10 protein-coding genes are annotated in these 20124 nt (G+C 64.6%); 5 read left to right on the forward strand and 5 right to left on the reverse strand.

Features of this window, described 5'->3' with window-relative positions; genetic code table 11:
• Positions 1 to 179: 179 nt before the first annotated feature.
• Together EC845_RS05615 and EC845_RS05620 are read right to left on the reverse strand one after the other, a co-directional pair.
• Positions 180 to 4709 (reverse strand): M91 family zinc metallopeptidase, encoded by a 4530-nt coding sequence (locus EC845_RS05615; RefSeq protein WP_123296185.1) that lies wholly within the window; start codon positions 4707 to 4709, stop codon positions 180 to 182.
• Positions 4710 to 4878: 169 nt separating this feature from the next.
• Positions 4879 to 6141 carry a M91 family zinc metallopeptidase gene (locus tag EC845_RS05620; protein WP_123296186.1) on the reverse strand — a complete coding sequence of 421 codons (1263 nt, stop codon included), beginning with the start codon at positions 6139 to 6141 and terminating at the stop codon, positions 4879 to 4881.
• A 409-nt stretch (positions 6142 to 6550) separates the two neighbouring features.
• Between EC845_RS05620 and msuE the strand changes: the two genes are divergently transcribed.
• On the forward strand, positions 6551 to 7144 hold the full coding sequence (gene msuE / locus EC845_RS05625) for an FMN reductase (RefSeq protein ID WP_123296187.1): 594 nt from the start codon (positions 6551 to 6553) through the stop codon (positions 7142 to 7144).
• Positions 7145 to 7211: 67 nt separating this feature from the next.
• Positions 7212 to 9224: a UvrD-helicase domain-containing protein gene (locus tag EC845_RS05630; protein ID WP_123296188.1), complete on the forward strand. Its 2013-nt coding sequence runs from the start codon at positions 7212 to 7214 to the stop codon at positions 9222 to 9224.
• 14 nt (positions 9225 to 9238) lie between these two features.
• On the opposite strand, the gene EC845_RS05635 is transcribed toward EC845_RS05630, so the two are convergent.
• From EC845_RS05635 to EC845_RS05645, 3 genes are all read right to left on the reverse strand, one after another.
• Positions 9239 to 11377 (reverse strand): TonB-dependent siderophore receptor, encoded by a 2139-nt coding sequence (locus EC845_RS05635; protein ID WP_233597934.1) that lies wholly within the window; start codon positions 11375 to 11377, stop codon positions 9239 to 9241.
• A 286-nt stretch (positions 11378 to 11663) separates the two neighbouring features.
• Positions 11664 to 14342, reverse strand: coding sequence for an AAA family ATPase (locus tag EC845_RS05640; protein ID WP_123296190.1), 2679 nt, complete (start codon positions 14340 to 14342; stop codon positions 11664 to 11666).
• Positions 14339 to 15469, reverse strand: coding sequence for a DNA repair exonuclease (locus EC845_RS05645; RefSeq protein WP_123296191.1), 1131 nt, complete (start codon positions 15467 to 15469; stop codon positions 14339 to 14341). The genes EC845_RS05640 and EC845_RS05645 overlap by 4 nt, the downstream gene beginning before the upstream one ends.
• Before the next feature lie 416 nt (positions 15470 to 15885).
• Here EC845_RS05645 and EC845_RS22460 point away from each other — a divergent pair, with 416 nt between their 5' ends.
• The 3 genes from EC845_RS22460 to EC845_RS05655 are packed head-to-tail and all read left to right on the forward strand — an operon-like array spanning position 15886 to position 20020.
• Entirely contained in the window at positions 15886 to 16251 is a 366-nt protein-coding gene (locus tag EC845_RS22460; RefSeq protein ID WP_199739727.1) for a hypothetical protein, read from the forward strand.
• Positions 16248 to 19094 carry a hybrid sensor histidine kinase/response regulator gene (locus EC845_RS05650; protein WP_199739728.1) on the forward strand — a complete coding sequence of 949 codons (2847 nt, stop codon included), beginning with the start codon at positions 16248 to 16250 and terminating at the stop codon, positions 19092 to 19094. The genes EC845_RS22460 and EC845_RS05650 overlap by 4 nt, the downstream gene beginning before the upstream one ends.
• A 5-nt stretch (positions 19095 to 19099) precedes the next feature.
• Positions 19100 to 20020 (forward strand): diguanylate cyclase, encoded by a 921-nt coding sequence (locus tag EC845_RS05655; RefSeq protein ID WP_123296193.1) that lies wholly within the window; start codon positions 19100 to 19102, stop codon positions 20018 to 20020.
• Positions 20021 to 20124: the final 104 nt, after the last annotated feature.

Raw genomic sequence — 20124 nt, forward strand, 5'->3', positions numbered from 1 at the left:
TTTCACCACCTGGATTGAGTGACACATAGGACTCCGGATCGTCGAACCGCGGCCGCCCGGCTCGCCTTCGATAACCAGACCAGCCGCTCTCGGTGTCTTGCGCAGTCCGGCCTGCACATCACCACCTGCCTTTCCCCCGCCGTGTACCGCGTGCACGGCCTCTCGGCAGCAGGAATACATCAGCCGAGCACCCAGTTGTAGGCCGGCAGGGCGTAGGGGTCCTCGTTCGGCGGAAGCGGCTCGATGGCCACGCTGTAGGGCGGCATGACCGCGGTCGAGGGCGGCTGGGATGCCGTGCCCGATCGAAGGATCTGCTCTTCGACGGCGGCCACGAAATCGTCGTGGGCCAACACATCGTCGATCATCTCCACCACGTAGTTCGTCTGGCCCTGGAACCAGCCACGCAGAAGCACCAGTGTGTCGTTGACGCCGGCGATCGCCAGATCGTTACCCTGCCTCAGGAAAGACAGCGCATCCAGGTTCCGCTCGTCGAGCATCAGCGTATCCAGATCCGATCCATTGCCCTGGGAGTCGATGACGATACGGCAGCCGGCGCGCAGCACATAGGTGTCGCGGCCCGCACCGCCGATCAACGTATCGATGCCGCCACCGCCCTCGAGCACATCGTCGCCCCCGCGGCCCCACAGGACGTTGTTCTGCGCATTGCCCGTCAACACATCGTCATAGTCGGTGCCGCTGAGATTCTCGACATCGATGAGCACGTCACCGTGGGCTTCACCCGTACCGATGAATCGAGAACCGGCGCCTGCTCGCTCGACGGAGTGCTGCAGCAAGCTCCGGCCGGTCTGCAGGTACGGCGGCAAGAGGCCATCGGCATTGCGCAGGTGCACCTGGACGCCCGTTCCGTTGGCGCCCGTGTAGACGGCCGTATCGACACCTTCACCGCCGTCGATGAAGTCGGCGCCCGGACCGCCCCAGAGAGAGTCGTTGCCGGCCCCGCCCATCAGCGCATCGTTGCCATCGCCGCCACCCAGGTCATCGTCACCTCTCCCGCCAAAGAGCCGGTCTGCGCCCCCGCCTCCCGCGATGACCAGCGCCATGCCGACGCCCCGGGCATCGATCGAGTCGTTGCCCTCGCTGCCCATGATGGTGAGCGTATCGGCGAACTTGAAAGGGGGAAACCTTCTGGCATGAGCGACATCGATCACGCCCGCGCCGCTCAAGGTCATCTCGGTGGCCTGCTTGAACGTCATGGCCTGCACACGTCCGTTGTACAAGGCATAGCGCCCCATGCTGTCCTCGATGAGCATCGAGGTGCTGACGGATTCGGCCGTCTTGTCGTTCGACCACCACAGCGGAAAACCGAAACGGTCTTCGTTGCCGATCAAGGGCCGGGTCATCTGGAAGGTCCAGCGATCGGTACCCGCGCCTCCCGTGAAGATCATGCGGCTGAAGTCGGCCCGGCCATCCAGCATGAGGCGATGATGACCATCGGTCATGGGGCCCTCGCCACCCAGGCGATAGATCACAAAACCCGACGCCCCCCCCGCTTCGGCCGTCCAGCCACTGATGCCGCCATTGATCAGGTCCTGCCATGTGGTCCGTGCGCCGAAGTCAAGAAAGGCCAGTCCGGACTTGGGTGTGGTGACGACCGACCGGTCAGGCATCTGCGTGACGTCCAGAATATAGGTCGAGTTGAAACGGCTGCCGATCGGTGTGTCCAGTCTTTCCGTGGGCGCATAACCGGTGATCAGGGTCTTGAACGACCCGTCGGATTGGCGGTTGTAGCGGAACCGCACGCCATCCTTCGATAGAAACTCCAGGCGGTCGAGTATCCCGGGAGACTCGAAGTCCAGACCTTTGGCGTAGGCGACCGGATCGCCCGCCCATTCGCTCTTGACCGCACGGGACAGATGGGCGGGCTCTTCCTGGCCGGCGTTAGTCTTGCCCGCCGGCACCAGCCAAAAGGCGTCGAAATCGGTATCGGTGAAAAACACCAGATCACGCGTCGCGGCATTGGATGTCTCGCTCGCCGAGGCCGTGCCTTTTCGAAACGACACACGACTCCGGGTGTCGGCCAGCGCGACCTGGTAGATGTCGCCGCCACCGCTCAGGTACACCACGTCGTCTCCGCCGCCTGTCACGACGATGTTGGCTCTCGCATCGCCCACGAAAACCTCGTCCCGAACCGAACCGTGGATGTTTTCCACGGATTTCAGCGAGACATCAAGATTGGGCAGCGCCCGTGCCTGCGCCAGATCCCATGTTTCGAAGGACAACGCACGCACGGCATTGCCCGCCGAGGCTTCGAGACTCAGCACGATCCGCGCACGATCGGGCTGCAGAAAACCCGCACTCGAGATCCAGTCCCCGGACTGTCCATTGGCACCGCCATCGAAATAGTACTGACCCGCGCGTCCGAGCAACAGCGTGTCGTCTCCACCGCCCCCGTCGACGTTGTAGCGATAGGATCGCGTCAGGTCGGAGTAAACGCCGACGAAGGTGTTGTCACGGTCATTGCCTTGAATGGTGAACTCGTCGCTCCAGTCGAGGGCGATCTCCCGCACGTGATCGCCCCCATACAGGCGGTCCCCTGTCGCTCGGTAGTGCGAGTTCATCTGGGTGTAGTAAGGCGTTCCAGCGATGCTCATGCCCATGATCAGCACCGCGTCATCGCCCTCGGCAAACGTACCGCCGACACGACCCGGCTTGGGCCCATGGAAGTTGTAGGAATCCCGCGAGTAGGAATGAGCCGGTATCCGGTAATCGATACTCAGGTGTCCGTCGTTGCCCAGAACCACATGCTGGTTGCCGTAAAACGAAGTGGCCTTGGTGAGCGTCGTGCCGTCGGATTGACGAGCGACAAAAGAAAGCATGCGCTGACCGTTGTGCTGCTCCACCGTGACGAATTGATCGAATGCGGGTTGGTCGCCGTCGTACATGGCATCGAGCAGCCGGCGAAAGGACTGGATACGTTCGTAGCTGCCGTCGCCATACACCTCGCGCAGGTTGGTCATGAAGGGGTTGTCGCCTTCGTTCAGGAAACTGCGTATCGTCACAAGCACCATGCCGAGTGCGGCAATGACGGGCCCGGCGACGGGGCCGGCAAAGGGAGCCACGGCAAACGCACCGGTCGACAGAACATCGAGAACCGTTCCAGCCACGGCTTTTTCGAACAACTCCGCCGATCCGCCTCGAGCCTGGATTTCTTGCAGCAACTGCACGTCGCTGTACAGGGCATAAGCCCCCAAGGCGGCGGCGGCAAAGGGAATCTTGCTGCCGATGTTCGAGAGCAGCGCGGTGGCCTCCTCGCCCAGGCCGGCCAGCGCGCCCAACCGACTCAGGGTCTGGCCGATGGCGGCATCCAGACCCGCCGGATATCCCGCCTCGATTGCGCTCTGCGTGTCATGCAGCACCGCAGCCCGATAGGCATTCCCGAGCTTGTTGGCGATTGCCGGCGTGATGCCGGCCAGATCGCCCAGAAACCAGGTCGTCAGGAGGCCGCCGCCGACGATCTGCCCCGGCGATGGATGCCCGTCCTTGATCTCGTGCAGGTAGCCCGAAAGGCCCTTCAGCACCAGCAGCATGCCCAATCCCTGATTGATGCTCAGGGAACTGCCGCCCAAAGCGAGCTTGGACTGCGACCTCATGACAAGCTGATCGACCTGCTGGATCAACGGCTGCAGGTGTTCCATCGGCAACGTGATGTCGTGCATTTTGTCGGAGTCGTCCATCACTTGCACCACCAACGCATGCTTTTCGCTGTCGAAGGTGGCATCGGTGATCGATTTGAACGTCCAGTTCCCGGCGCGGGCCTGATGGGCGATTTCCTGGGTCAGTTGCTCGACGGACTTGGCCCCCGACCGCTGCAAGCTCTCGAGCAGTTTGCCGGGACGATCCCGGTAGTCGTGCATGTCGGTTGGATCGTCGTCCGAAGACGAGAACTCGCTGGTACTGGACCCACTCTCCTGTCCGGTTGCGGCACCTGCACCACCGCGCTGGGGGCCACGCGGGTGCTGAGAAAGCGCCTTGACGTTCTTGAGGAATTGCTGAAGCTGCAACGCATTGACGGCGTTGGGCCTGGCATCGTAGTGTTCTCTCATAGGCAGTCCATGTTCGGCCCGCAGGCTGTTTTCGGAATAAGTCTTGTGTTGCCAGCGCCCCAGACCGATGACGCGCGTTTCTTCGTCATGGACCGGCGCATCCGGGTTCGACAGATTGCTGTCCATGAAGAAGTTGGAGCTGCCCTTGATGAGCCGGCTGGCATGCGTGAGTTCGTGCCCCAGGGAAATGAAGGCATTCGTCGAATTGAATTCGCGCACTGGATACCCGTCGACATCGATATTCAACGAGTAACGGGGATCCCAATCGATCTCGACCGAGGTTCCTTCGCCACGCATATCTTGAAACTTGCTGGAGCGAATACCGGCCAGCAGCTTGCGGTTTCGGAGGTGCTTCTGCGCACCCTCGCTGTCCGCGAGCTGCAGATCGGTCAAAACCGGGGCCGCAGCCGACCCTTTTTCCGAGTAGGAGATATACACATTCCGCTCATCGCCCGAATACCGGTCGATCGAATGAAGGAGCGATTTTCCGGAAGAACCTGAATTGATCTTCAACAACGCCGATTCGACCTCTTGATAGAATCCCGCACGCACCCGGTTCTCGACCTCGATGAACACATTGGGAATCAAGGCGCTTGATTTGTACTCGACGTAATAACCATTGCGAGTCAGGTGAAGTTTCTTCATACAACGACAAATCCTTTGGCGGAGACAGACTGGACAACACTCCGCTCATCAAGGGGGACCCAACGAGGCATCTGAAATATGGAAATCGAAATCGATCGACAAGACACAAATTCACGGCAAGCGCCGGGGCCGCTCATTCCGATTCATGTTTGCAGCCCTGCAGCGGTCATCAAACACCTTCACCAAAAATGCCCGATGTGTAGCGTGAATGCGGGTCGGCCCACTCCATCGAGCCCAGGTTTTCCTCTGGCGGGAGGGGGGGTGAATCACCGGGGCCCTTCATCCCGGAAAGATGGGGAAGCACCTCGCGACTCCCTTGCAGGAAACTGCCTGCATCCCAGCCTTGAATTTCGCCGTTCCGGGCTGGCACCGGCTGCCGAACCTGAAGAGGCATCGCCACCCGATCGGTGTCCAGTTCGCTCGCCACTTTGTTCCAGTCGCCGCTCGACCCGCGCTCCTCGCGCTTCGGGGTAAGCGGTGCATGAGATTTCGTGCCGATCAGACCCCCATCGGCATGGGTGTCGTCGAGCGGTGAGAGCCCCGTCCACCTGGGAGCCGGGGTCAGTCCGTCTGGACCCGCGGGGTCGCCAACCCATCGAGGGGGTGCCGGATCGATGAGCGTCTCCGGCTTGGCCGCAAAGGACTTGTCGGATCCATTGCAATGGGGATGACCGACCTGATCGAACGCCTCGCCAACCGGCGCTGGGGGCGATGTCGCAACGGCGGCTTCCGCTTTCTTGGCAGGATCATCGCTGCTGTACGCCTTGGCCTCTTTGGGATAGTAGTGTTTTCTCAAAGGAAGACCATGCTCGGCTCTCAGCTTGTTTTCGGAGTAGGCTTTGTCCTCCCAGACTCCGAGTCCGACGGCACGCATTTCTTCTTCGTAACTGAACCCGTACACCTCCTCGGTGGGAAAATTTGCGCTCCCTTTCAGGTATCGGCTGGCATGCAGGAGTTCATGCCCAAGCGTCACGAAGGCGGTTTTTGTATTTGAAATCGCCGAGGGGTATCCATCGGCATCGACGCTGATGCCATCGACGGGATTCAGGAAGATCTCGGCAGAGGTCCCCACCCCCCGGCCACCACCTTGTCTGGTCGAAATGATTCTGGCCAGCGCCTGACTCTCGTAGTCACTGGATTCATCGGTCAGGCCGTACATTTCCAGTTGCGTGTCGTTGAGACACGGCGCGGCTTCGGAATCCTTGGACGTGAAGGAAACATAGACGCTGTTGCCATTGCCTTGGTACTTCCGTATGGATTGCAGCAACAACGTTCCGGCAGGTCGGGATTGGATCTGGCCCAACATCGCTTCCACTTCCTGAAAAAACGCGGGCCTCGCCTTGTTGTGAAGCTCGATGAACACATTGGCAACAACGGCACTCGACTGGTATGCGATGACGACGCCATGTGTCGTTCGGTGCAACTTGTACATGGTTTCTCCTTTGCTCCGATCAGCTTGCAGACAAGATCAACCAAGACCGGCAAAACCGATGCTATTCATTTGCCGAGCATGAAAATTCACGAATATTCATTTCCATCCGGCGCCCATCATCTGCACTCAGCCCCCAGGGTGAAGAGCCCTCATTCGCGCGAAGCAGGCCACAGAGCGCCGGCGACGCTCTCTGGCAAAAAACGCAAAACGAGTTTTCTTGCGACAAATGCGTCGTTGGAGACCGGCGTCTTCTGCGTATTCTTGTCTCCATGGTGGATAGCGCCTGTGCGGTGATCTGCCAGACCGATCCGGACCGGAACGCGGCCCTTACGCCCTTGCGGCGGAGTCGCCCGGCCGCTGGCGTTCTGTCCCACGCCGCCTCAAAACACATCAAAACATACACGTCACCATGGCTTTCGACACTCTTTCCGCCTCCACTCCCCTCAAGGTCGTTGCCGTTGCCGGCAGCAGTTTCCTGCCGTCGCGCACGCTGGTGTTGACCGACGCGCTGACCGCCGCGCTGGGCGAACAGCTGAACATCGACGTTCACACCATCAACCTGGGCGACATCGCACGCGACCTCGGTGCGGCGCTCTCGCGTGGCGAATTGCCCGCGCATGTGGAAGCCGAACTGAAACAGATCGAATCCGCCGATCTGGTGGTAGCGGCCACACCGGTCTACCGCGGCGCCCTGCCGGGCCATTTCAAACATCTGTTCGACCTGATCGGCATCGATTCACTGGCCAACACGCCCGTGCTGCTGGCCGCGACCGGCGGCAGCGATCGCCACGCGCTGGTGATCGACCATCAATTGCGGCCGCTTTTCAGCTTTCTGCAGGCGATCACGCTGCCCATCGGGGTCTATGGCTCGACGGCGGACTTCGAGAACTACGAAATCTCGAGCTCGCTGCTGCAGGCACGCATCCAGCTGGCGGTGGAACGCGCGGTGCCGCTGTTCCAGGCCTATCGCCGCGAAGCACCGGCACGTCTGAAGATCGCCTGAGGCCGAGGGACGCCCCTGCGGGCGCTTGAGCGAGAATGCCTGTTTCTTCAGGCAAGTCCCGCATCCCATGACCTCTTTGCCCTCCAGGAGCTGGAACAACACGTGGATCACGCCCACGCCCGAGCAGCAGGCCGTGCTCGAGTCCACGGCACAGGCCATCGTCATCCAGGCCCTGGCAGGCACCGGCAAGACCACCACGCTGTGCATGAAGGCCAGCCATCTGCAGGCCAGCCTGGGGAGCGAGCGCCGTCTGCTGGTGCTGGCGTATTCGCAAGCCGGCGTCGTCGCCATCCGCGACCGGATGATGAAGCTCCATGGCAGCGTCCCGGCGGGACTGGACATCCTGACGATCGAACAGCTCTGTGAAAAACTGCTCGGCGCGCAGGGCGATCCGCTCGAGAAACTCGAGGATCCGGTACGCCGCCGGTTCCTGATTTTGCAGGCCCAGTTGGCGCTGCGCGAGGTGCTGGCGCGCAGTCCCGACGACCATGCGGCCGAGCTGATGGCGCACGATGTCGACATCGATGCCTTTCTGGTCTTCGAGGCACTGGCCAAGAAAAAGCGGCTGGATCTGCAGTTCGAGGCGTCGGACATGGATCTGCACGCCTTCTGCGAGGCAGAAGACCTGCCCTACGGGCTGTACCGGCTGTTCAGGCATTACGAACGCATGCGGGTCGGCATCGACCACGAGCCCCGCTTCTATGCCGAAGGAGACTGCACGTTCGAGGTGTGCCGGCAGATCGAACTGCTGGATTGGGACCAGCCTTTCGAGGCGCTGAACGGCCGCTACGGCGCCGTGCTGTTCGACGAACTGCATGACCTCGATGAAGGCGCCCTGGCGGTTCTGCGCAAGCTGGTGCAAAGCGGCAATGGCGTTTTCATCGGCGCGGGCGACTTCAACCAGCACATCCACGAGGGTTCGTTTTCGGTGTTCGGAGGCGCGATGGCGCGCATCCGGCAATGCCTGCCCGAGCAGACCGAGCTCCTCGAACTCAATGTCACGCGCCGGTTCGGCAGCGAGATCTGCGCCGCGTTGAACCCGTTGTTCGACGTCTCGTTTTCGCCCCGGCCAGAGAATGCCGACTCGTTCCAGCGCCTGGCCTACGACAGCGACGAACATTGCGTCGACCAACTGCTGGCGCTGCACCAGCAGATCGTCAATGGGTGGCGCGACCTGCAGGGCGAAGCGGCCCAGCACAGCGCTCTGTACGTGGTATTGCGCAATCCTCAGGACAGCCTGCTGCTGGAGTGGGCGCTGGGCCACGAGGGCATTCACTATGGCTGCCAGGGCCTGAGCCCTTTTTACCAGCGCAGAGAGGTGGCGCTGACGCTGGCCTTGATGTGGGCCCTGCTGGGCGACGACACCGAAAAGCATCTCACGCTCGGCATCGTGCACGCGGCGGTCGATGGCGTACTGCACTATGGCCGCCCTGTCACAGGCCCGGACGGTGTCGATCTGGACCGGCTGGCACAGGGTCAGTTCGACGAGACCCGCTGGACCGAACTGCCGGGTGCCAGCGAAAGCCGGAAACTGGCGGCGATGCTGCTGGGCAGCGCCACGCGCATGCGACAGTACATCGTGCATGGAACGGTCGATGGCCAGGCGGCCCCGCGCGGTCGCGCATTCGCCGAGGTCATGGCCCTGCCATCCGGGGTGCTGGACGACGCCGGCGCATTCTGCGAGCACCCGGCCGTGCGCCGCCTGTTCGACGACGCATTCATCAACGAGCGGGAACGCCAGTCGTGCAGGGCCAGCCTCGACAGGTTGACCGCGCTGGCACGCGGTATCCCGGTGCGTGAGTTCCTGGGCCGGCTGACACTGGTGGCCACCCGGAGCATCGACATGCACGACCGCAAGGAAAACGTGACGCTGCGGATCCTGAGCGTGGAGGCCTGCAAGGGACGGGAGTTCACCTTTGTCGCCGTCCCCTTCGTCGAGCGGGGACGTTTTCCCAACGCGGTGGCGCATGAGGAGGCCTATCGCGAACGCAACATGCTGTATGTGGCAATGACCCGGGCCCGCTCGGCGCTGTGGCTGCTCGAGAGCGCCGCCAAACCGGTGACGCCGGGGCCCGTCTAGGACACAGCCGACGATCAGAAGTCCACGCTGGCCGACAGCTTGAACGTACGGGGCGCGCCCAGCGTGGCGTAGCCGTCGTTGAAGTAGCCTGCCCAGTAGTTGCGATTGGCCAGGTTCTCGACGTTGGCGCGGAACACCACGTTCTTGCCCTGGATGCGGGTGGCATAGCGACCGCCCACGTCGAAGCGCGTCCAGCTGGCAATGGGCAGCTTGTTGGCGGCATCGAGGTACTGCGAGCTGGTGTAGACCATGCGCCCGCTCAGGGTCAGGCCCGGAACCCACGGCAGATCCCATTCGGAACCGAGGTTGGCCGTCCACTTGGGCACGCCTGCTGCGGTCTTGCCGTTGTTGGTGGAGGCCGAGGCCACCTTGGTCTGCTCGCCACGCGTGTAGGCCACGCCGCCGAGCAGCCTGACTTCGCGCGTCACCTGACCAAACACGTTCCACTCCAGGCCGCGATGGCGCTGCTCGCCATCGGCCGCCAGACGCTGCGTGCCGTCGTCGTTGTTGATCGCCACGGCACTGGCCTTGGAGATCTGGAACACGCTGAAGGTGTTGGTGAAGCGGCCGGCATCCCACTTCACGCCCGCCTCCATCTGCTTGGTCTTGTAGGGTGCGAGCACTTCGCCCCGATTGGAGTAGACCGTGCCGACCGTGGTGCCCGTGCTCAGGCCCTCGATGTAGTTGGCGTACAGCGATGTCGAAGGCGACCAGGGCTTGACGACCAGGCCGACGGACGGGCTCAGGGCGCTCTTGTCGTAGCGGCTGACCAGCGCCGCGGGCGCACTGGCCGACCAGCTCTTGGTCGCCACATGCTGGGCACGCAGGCCGGCCATCAACTGGACCTTGCCGTCGAGCACCGACAGGGTGTCGGAGACGCCCAGGCTGGTATAGGAATTGTCGGAAGTCTTGTAGACCGTTCCGGCGTCGCCTGCCACGTTCAGCGCGGTGGGGTCGTACAGATTGGAGCGGGCGGTGGTGCTGTTGACGACCACGGCACCGCCGCTGCGTTGTTCGAGCACCGAGACGTTGGCCACGATCTGATGGTCGACCGCACCGGTGCGCACATGGCCACGCAAGCCGGTCTCGCCCGATACGCCGTGGGTGTAGCCGGCCTGACCGTAGGTGACGCCGGTGTAGTCGCCCGCCGTGTTGACGACGATCACGCGCGTGCCGTTGAGCGAGACGCCGTGCCAGTCGTAGCGGCTGGCGCCGAGTGCGCCGTACACCGACCACTGGTCGTTGAGCTCGTACTCGCCCCGCACGGCCACGCCCTTGGTGGCCTGCTCGGCATAGATCCCCTTGAAGAGGTTGCTGCTGGCCTTGGGAGCCTTGAGCACGGTGCCCAGCGTTCCGAAGCCCACCATGGCCGGGCTGCCATCGGCCTGGTTCTGATCGGTGACATAGGCGTCGAGCGAGACCTTCCAGCCGCGGCCGCGGTAGTCGAGGCCCAGCGATCCGAAGCGCTGCAGGCGCTTCATGTCGTCGATGGTGGTCTTGCCGTTGCTGTACGAACCGTTGAAACGGATGCCCAGGCGGTTTTCCTCGCCGAAACGGCGACCCACGTCCGCTGCCAGGCCGAACTGCGATTTCGAGCTGTAGCTGGCGGTGAGGCGGGTCAGCGGTTCGTCGCCGGCACGCTTGGGCACGAGGTTGATCACGCCGCCGACCGCACCGCTGGGGGCGATGCCCGAGAGCAGGGCCGAGGGGCCGCGGAAGACTTCCACCCGCTCGATCATGTCGGTGGACACACGCGCGCCGGGCAGCAGGCCGTAGAGACCGTTAAAAGCCAGTTCCGAGGAGTTGACGGAAAATCCGCGGATGGTGAAGTTTTCGGCATTGTGGCCGTCGCTGGTCTGCGTGCGCACCGAAGCGTCGTTCTTGAGCACGTCGCCCACGGTCGCGGCCTGCTGGTTCTGGATCACCTCGGTGGTATAGGACGTCACGCTGAACGGTGCATCCATCACGCTCACATTGCCCAGCATGCCCAGGCGAGCGCCCTTGGCCACCTGGCCACCGGCATAGACCGGCGGCAGGCGTTCGGCAGACGTGCCGCCTTCGGCCGTTGCCTTCACCGTCACGGCATCGAGCGTGACGTCTTGCGTCTGTGCCCAGGCGCCGCATGCCAGCGTCGCCAGGCATGCCGCGGTCACCGGTTTCACCACAAAAGACGCCCACGGGGCGCCGCCTCTTCCCATTTGGATTGCTGCTGGGCTGTTGTTGTTCATCTAGGCCGACTCCTGCATATCGAAGACTCAAAAAAACGATAGCCCGGCCGGGCTATCAAGAATAATTATCATCTTCATCAGCATGAGGAACAAGACTCTTTACGATCTATTCACCTGTTCGTTGTGTATTCGCCGCACCGTGGCGTGGAACGATGGCGACGAGCCGCAGAGACTTCCCTTTAGCGGGTGCAGAGGCGTTTTCACAGCCGGTTCATATGCCCTGCAGAGGCTCGTTCCGGCTCCCGGCCTTCAGCGCCTGCAGTTCACGTGCGGGCACACCCAGATCGCGCCAGTTGAGCGGGTGGCAGGTGAAGAGAAGGATCTGATGCCGCTGCGCTGCGTCGAACAGGATGCGCTTCATCTGGCCGATGCGCTGCGCATCGCTGTGCACCAACGCGTCGTCGAGGATGATCAGGGTCGGACGCCCGGCCTCCTGGAGCAGATCGGCGTAGGCCAGCCGGCTGATCAGGCCCATCTGCTCGCGGGCGCCGAAGCTCAGGGCATTGAAGTCGCCGCGCTCTTCCTGGCCCTGGCCGATGCGCAGCAGAGTCTGCGGCACCAGGTTGTCGTCGACACTGACACTGGCCTGCGGGAACAGCAGTTGCAGATAGCGGTTCAGATGGCGTTGCAGCGGAGCCTGCAGGCGGCGGGTCAGGGCCTGGCGTTTGCTGCGCAGCGATTGCAGCAGCAGATCGAGTGCCTGCGCCCGGCCAGTGAGTTCGTCGCGGCGGCGCGCAAGGAAGTCGAGCGCCCGGGCCTGTTCGGCGCGTTGCTCTTCCAGCCCCTGGGCCCCCAGGGCTTCCAGGCTGCTTTGCAGGCGCGTGAGCTCGCGGTCGCGGGCCTGTGCGGCCTGTTCGAGCGCATCGGCCGAGCGGGTGTAGCGTTCGACATCCTGCCGCAGGAGTTCGGGCTGCGCGGCGTCGATCTGCCGCTGCCGGAGGTCGATGGTGGCCTGCAGCGCGATGTCCGCGGCACGCAGGTCGGTCAATTGGCTGTTGAGCTGCCGCTCGCGCTGCTGGCGGTCGGTCGACTGGATCTCGTCCTGCAACTGTTGCCATTCGGCCTGCGCACTGTTCAGCGCCTGATCGGCCAGACTGAGTTCACGCCGGAAATCGGCGGCCTGCCGCTCGGCAGACTTCAGGTTTTCCGCTGCGCTTTCATGGCGGTGCTCGGCTGAACCGACATCGGGATCGGCACCGGGCACGGTGGATTCGGGTGGCGGCAGGGACGCCAGTTCGTCCTGCACGACCTGCTGCCGCTGCTCGCCCAGGCGCAGACGGCCGGCGAGCGCCTCGACACCGTGGGGGGCAAGACTGTGCAGCAGGAGTTCGTCGCGCGCGATGTCTTCGTGCAAGGTCCGGCCTTGTTCGGCACGGGCTTCGGCCTGGGCCAGGCTGGACACGCGCAATTCGCCATGCAGCGCGGCCTGGCCATCCAGCAGGGTCTGCTGTCGTCGCGCGAGTTCGGCGATGTCTTCGCCGCCGGGCTGGATGCGCAGTTGCCCGATACCTGCCATGTGCAGATCGGCCGGAGCGAGGAGCAGGCGCTCGCCCTGCCCTGCCAGGGTTTCGGCCCCCAGTTGCAGGCTGCAGCCCGGCAGCAACTCGAACTGCACGCGGGTCGCGGCCGTCTGCTGCGCGATGGCCAGGTCGCTGAGCTCCCGGCTGAGCTGCTGCAGGCGCTTGAGGCGTTTGGGATCGACGTGTGCGGCCTGCAGTTGTTCGCGCTGGCTCTGAATTCGCGCCTGCAGGCCGACTGCACGGGCATGGTTGCCTCGGATCTCCGTGAGTTCCTGCGCCAGACGCGCCCGCTCGCGGTCCAGCCCGGCGCGTTGCTCGGCCAGACGCGCTTGCCTGAGGGCCGCGCGCGCGGCGTCGTAGATCGATTGAGCCTGCTGCCGCTGACTGTCGACTTGCTGTTGGCGGGCCTGCAGATCGAGACGTGCGGCCTGCGCTTTCTCGCGGGAGCGCTCGCGCTGCGCCAGGGCTTCGTGCTGGCGTGCATAGGCCTGCAGTTGGTCGCGGCACAGTTGCTGGCTGCTGCGGCTGGTCTGCAGTTCTTTTTCGTCGCGGTGCTGCGCCTGCATCCAGCCATCGACCTCGGCCAGCCGGGCCTCGGCCTGGCGGGCCTGGTTGCGATAGCCTTCCCAGGGCCGGGACGCGTCCTCGTCGCGCTGCTGACGACGCAGTTCACCCAGCCGGTCGACCTGCAGCCGATAGGTGGCAATGCCGGCGTCGAGCGCGTCGAGGCGGGCTTGCCCTTCGGTGTGCTGCTGCAGGGCCTGCGCGTACTCGCCCGTGGGACGGCCGCCGCCGGTGAGCAGCACGGCGCGTTCGCGCTCGACACGCGCGACGATGTCGTCGCCTACGCTGCCGGCCACCTCGCCGAGGCTCGCCCCCAGGGCGGTCTTGAGATGGTCGCCGGCGTGGGTGACGGCCGCATGGATGTCCTGCCCCGAGCCCTGCTCGATCCACAGCAGGCCGGGGATGCCCCAGTGCTCGGCCTTGCTCGCGCCGCGGCCGGGGAACTGATACCCCATCAGCTCGGCGAGCTTCTCCTCGGCCTCGTCGCCGTTGAAGGCCTGGCCGGCGACCTGCAGATCGCAGCGCTTGTGCTTGATGAACGTCTTGGCCAGTCGCCAGCGTTGGCCTTGCCAGTCGAAATCCAGTTGGATGGCCGGCGCGGCCGACGAGTCGCCCCAGGGTTGCAGGTCGTCGACGGCGCTGGAGCGGTGGCGTTCGAAGAACGCGGCGCGCAGCGCGCGGACCAGCGTGCTTTTTCCCGATTCGTTGGGGCCGGTGAACAGGTTGAGACCCGGCTCGAGCGCGAGGATCTCGAGGGGCTGGCGGAACTGGCGCAACTGTTCGACGCGCAGGCGATGCAGTCTCATGTCCGCACTCCTTCATCGGCTGCTCGACGGTCGCGCAGCAGGCCCGCCAGGATGGCCAGCGCGCCCCGTGCGGCATCGCCGTCCTCGCGCTGCTGGCGTTCGCGCAGTTCGGCGATGACATCGCCCAGATAACCGTGGGCCTGCAGGGCGGCCAGGTCGTCCTCGGTGGGCTCCAGGCGCAGGCCGGCCAGGTCGCATTGCAGGCTGCGGCATCGCCCCTGCGCCACCGAGATCGCCTGCTGCAGGCTGTGCTGCCCGCTCAGGTCGATCTGACCCGATACGTTCAGATCGAGCACGGTGGCCGCGTCGACCTGTCCCAGGCGTTCGATGAGCCGGGCCAGGTCGGAAGGCACATCGAGCCGCTGCTCCCAGCGCAGCCAGCGGTACTGCCCCACGGTCCGCGGTTCGACCTCGGGCGGCACGCCGACGCCAGGCAGATCGACCAGCAGCACTTGGCCGGCGCCGTTGTCCTTGAAGCGTTCCGGCTCGGGCGTGCCGCTGTACCACGTGCGTTCGTCCACGCCCTTCAGGCCGTGCCAGTCGCCCAGCGCCAGGTAGTCGAGCCGTGCGCGCTGCGCCCGATCGGGGGCGATGGGATTGGGGGAATCGATGTCGTCGGCCAGCAGTCCTTGCACGCTGCCGTGCGCCAGCCCGATGCGCAGCAGGCCGGGACCGGTCTGCGCCGCGTCGAACCAGGCGGTGAGGTCGTCGTGGGTCTGGCGCTGGGTCAGGGGCGCCGTGAGAACGGCGAAGCCGAGTTCGGCGAACGTCAGCACCTCGGGCGCCAAGGCGACATGGACGTGGGCCGGCAGGACCGACAGTCGCCGGGCCCGGCTCCAGACGCTTTCGGCCAGTGCGGCGTCATGGTTGCCCGGGATCATGATCCAGGGGCCGGTGTAACCCTGCATGGCGTTGAACAGGCGGCGGATGGTGCGGTCCGAGACCGTCTGCGCGTCGAACACGTCACCCGCGACCAGCACGGCCTGGACCTGTTCGCGGGTGGCCAGTTCGGCAATGCGTTCGACTGCGGACAGGCGAGCCTCGGCCAGCGTGGCCGCGTCTTCCGGGGCGAATCGCCCGTACTGGCGACCGATCTGCCAGTCGGCAGTGTGGAGGATCTTGGGCATGGGAGTGGTAGCGGATTCAAGTGAAGCCCGACGGGGCCGGCCATCCGGGATGGGCATGGCCGGCGGCATGGACTCGGGTGAGTTTAGTCTGTCGAAGAGGCTGCATCGGACAGCCGGCGCAGCCGGATCGCATGCCCAGAACGAATGCCGCCGGGATGACGGCAGGGGCACTCGCATGGCACTCATTCTCGCGGCCGGATGGGGGGCGGATCGACCCCAGCATGATCGGGCCTTGTTGTCTATCGCCAAAGCCTTAAACCCTTCTTCGTACTGCAAGCCGCGATGCGCAAAAACAGCGTGTGTTTTACCGAAATGGCGACGCAAAGACGCTCCTGTATCGGATATTGTGTATACCACCCGAAGACTATTCCTTGCCCAGCGACTGCCATTCGGCACGGGACTGGGCACTGCTGTAAATGCCACGCAATCTTCTCTGGACGACGTCCCGCCTTGCCGGGGCACTGCGAGACTCTGGACCCGCTCTTCTGCTGCTGGTGCTCGGACTGGCCGGCCTGAGTGCAGCCACGCTACGGCCCTCCGGGCGGGACGGCGCCTATGCCGTCCTCGTGCCGCCGTGGGGGACGACGGCACAGGCCCTGGAAGTCGTCGGCGCGGCCGGCGGGAGGATCGCAGAGGTCAGTGCATCCGGAACCAGCGTCATCGCCATCGCCTCGGCACCGGACTTCGAGAGCCGCCTCTACGACGCCGGGGCCTGGATGGTCGTCGAACCGGGGACGACCTGGGGCTGCAGTTCCAATCCGAACCGGAGGACCATGCTGTGATTTCCGGACTCCATACCCTGCAGGACAAGTTCGGCCGCTTCCTGGTCGTGCTGTTCTGGCTGCATGTGCCCCTGCTGGCCGGCGTATCGGCGCTCAACGACCACTCGGTGTGGGCCGCGCTGCTGTCCGCATCGGCACTGGCGGCGGTCTACCACGTCACATGGCTGCGACACGGCTCGGCGCCGGTCTCCCGGATGGTTTCTGCCGTGGCCCTGATGGGCGAACCGGCCCTGCTGGTGTTTTTCGCCCAGGGACATGCTTGGCAGATGGACATGCACATGTACTTCTTCGCCATGCTGGCCCTGACCATCGCGTGGTGCGACACCCGGCCCATCCTGATGGCGGCGGCGGCCGTGGCGCTGCATCACCTGCTGCTCAACTACCTGATCCCGCAGGCCGTGTTCGAGAACGGCGGCAACATCGACCGCGTCCTGCTGCATGCACTCATCGTGGTTTTCCAGACCACGGTTCTGGTCTGGTTCTGCCGGCTCATGGTCACCGCATTCCGGCGCATCGAGACCATGAGCGGCGAAATCACCCAGAGCAATCTGCTGCTCGAGGCGCGGACCCAGGAGGCCGAACGCGCCAACAAGGCCAAGAGCATGTTCCTGGCGAACATCAGCCACGAGATCCGCACGCCGATGAACGCCATCCTGGGCTTCTGCCATCTGGCACTGCGCACCGAGCTCACCCCCAAGCAGGCCGACTACGTGACCAAGATCAACGGCGCGGGAAACGCCCTGCTCCGGCTGATCAACGACCTGCTCGATTTCTCGAAGAACGAGGCCGGCAAGCTCGAACTGGAGAAGCGGCCCTTCAGCATTGCGGATGCCGTGCAGGAACAGCTCAAGCTCGCCGGCCCGGCGGCAGAGGGCCGCAACATCTCGCTGAACGCCACGATCGATTCCGCCATTCCGAAACGCCTGGTCGGCGACGAATTGCGGGTGGGCCAGGTCCTGGTCAATCTGGTCAACAACGCCATCAAGTTCAGCCGCGACAGCACGGTGGCCGTGACGGCCAGACTGGTCGCACAGGACGCAGACACCACCACCGTCGAGATCGCGGTGCAGGATCACGGCATCGGCATGACGACAGCGCAGCAGGCCTCGATCTTCCAGTCGTTCACGCAGGCCGACAGTTCCACGACCCGCCGCTTCGGCGGCACCGGCCTGGGACTGGCCATCTGCAAGCAGATCGTCGAGCAGATGAACGGCACCATCCGCGTCGACAGCTCGCCCGGCCTGGGCAGCCGGTTCACCTTCAGTGTCGTGCTCGACAACGTGGGTTCGGCTCAGCTCAGCCCGCCGCCCCTGCCGCCGAGCCTGCGCACGCTGCGGGTGCTGCTGGCCGACGACAACCCCGCCGCCCGGCAGGTGCTCAAGGAGATCTTCGACGGCTGGTCGATCGCCGCCGATCTGGTCTCGTCCGGCGACGAGGCGCTGGCTGCCATGGAAGCCGCACAGGCCGCAGACGCACCTTACGACCTGGTGCTGCTCGACTGGAAGATGCCGGGCCGCGACGGGCTCGACACCGTCCAGACCGTGCAGAGCCGGCCCACGCTGCCGCACAAGCCGGTGATGCTGCTGGTCACGGCCTACAGCCGAGACGTGATTCCCGTCGATGAGAACATCGAGGGCAGCGGTGTTGCCGGCGTGCTGACCAAACCCGTCGACCCGGCGGTGCTGCAAGACACGCTGACCAGCCTCTTCGTGCAGCAGGACGTGCAGCGCCAGCGCGTCACGTCTCGACCCGGCGAGCCTCCCGCAGTGGCAACGCATCTGCGTGGACTTCAGGTTCTGCTGGCGGAAGACAACGAGATCAACAGAGAAATCGCCGTGGCTCTGCTCACCGATGCCGGACTGAAGGTCGACTGCGCAGAGAACGGGGCAGTGGCCTGCCGCATGGTCGAGGCATCGGGCGGCCGCTATGCCGCCGTGCTGATGGACGTGCAGATGCCCGAGATGGACGGCGTGGCCGCCACCCGGCAGATCCGCGCCAGTTGGTCGTCCGCGCAGTTGCCGATCATCGCGATGACCGCGCACGCCTACGACGACGAACGCCAGCGCTTTGTCGATGCCGGCATGGACGACCATGTGCCCAAGCCCGTCGATCCCAGGCTGCTGGTCGAGAAGCTCGATCGCTGGCTTGCACAGAAGCAGCCGGGCAGCGGTCCGGCGCATGCAACCGTTTCCCCGGGGCTTTCCACGCCCTCGCCGGCCGATGGCCTGCCCGACAGCCTGCCGCCCTTCGATGTGCCCGCCGCCTTGCTTCGCGTCAATGGCAACCGTGTGCTGCTGGCCCGGCTCATCCGCAATTTCGGCAGCAAATTCAGGGACGTCCCCGTGGTCCTTGCCACGCAGGCGCAGGCCGGACAGTTCGAAGAAGCCCACCGTCTGGCCCACACGCTCAAGGGCGTTGCCGCCTCGCTGGAGCTGCATGCCGTGAGCCGGGCAGCCGCCGACATCGAACGACGCATGGCCGCCGGCGACACGGCGGCGCTGACCGATGCCCTGGCCGACATGGCCGCCGTGCTGGCACCCGCCATTGCTGCAGCCGACCGGCTGAGCCATGCAGTGCCCGCGACCCACGCAGCGAGCGCACCTGCGGATGCAGCCCCGGCCGCCCGCCCCGGTGCCGACACCCAACAGACCCGGGCCGATCTGCAGGCCCTGCTGCGCCGCCGCAGCCTGGGCGCTCGGCAGGCGTTCGAGTCGTGGCTGACCACGCGTCCCGACCTGGCCGGCCACGCGCAGGTGGCACCGCTCAGAGATGCACTCGACCGGCTGGATTACCGCAAGGCCGCCGAGTGTCTGGAAAAGCTCCCCGAGGGCGAGGAAAAGTAAGCGCCATGTCGAAAAAAAGTACCTTGTTGATCGTCGACGACGAAGTCGCCAACATCGAGATCATGAATGCCGTTCTGGAGGCGCAATACGAAATCTGCTTCGCGACCTCGGGCGAAGAGGCGCTCGAGCTCGCGCGGGACGTGCTGCCCGACCTGATCCTTCTCGACGTCCTGATGCCCGGCATGGACGGCTATCAGGTCTGCGACGTGCTCAAGCGCGACCCGCTGCTGGCCGACGTGCCCGTGATCTTCATCACCGGACTCGACGACCAGGATGCCGAGCAGCGTGGCCTGGCACTGGGCGCGATGGACTATGTCACCAAGCCCATCCGGCCGGTGAGTCTGCGGGCCAAGGTGGCCAACCACATCGAGATGAAACGCATGCGGGACACGCTGGCCGAGCTCGCCGTCACCGACGCACTCACCGGACTGAACAACCGCCGCAAGATGGACGACGTGCTGCGACACCAGGTCAGCCAACTCGCACGAACACGCGACTGGCTGTCGGTCGTCATGATCGACATCGACTTCTTCAAGCTGTTCAACGACACCTACGGCCACCCCGAAGGCGACCGCTGCATCACCATGGTGGCATCGGCCCTGAACCGGGCCGTGCATCGCGCAGCCGACGTGAAAGTGCGCTACGGCGGCGAGGAGTTTGCCTGCATCCTGCCCCAGACCGATCCGCAAGGCGCCATCCAGGTCGCGCACGACATCAAGCGACAGGTCGAGATGCTGCATATTCCGCACGAAAAATCGACGGTGAGCCCGTATGTCACGGTCAGCGTCGGTGTCGCCAGCGCCCTCTGCCGGCCGAGCATCCGGCATGACGAATGGGTCCGGCATGCCGATCGCCAGCTCTACATCAGCAAACAGAACGGCCGCGACCGCATCAGCGCCGTCTCGTTCGAGCCCGAGACGGCCTGAGCGGCGCGGCATGGTGGCGCAATTCCCCAGTTGCAGGGACCGCTCGCGCCGGGCACCGGGATGACGCCGGCCTGATCCGCCGTAGCCCGGCCCCGACACGACCA

Origin of the sequence: Comamonas sp. BIGb0124, assembly GCF_003752175.1 — a bacterium.
Taxonomy (GTDB): Bacteria; Pseudomonadota; Gammaproteobacteria; order Burkholderiales; family Burkholderiaceae_C; genus Comamonas_F.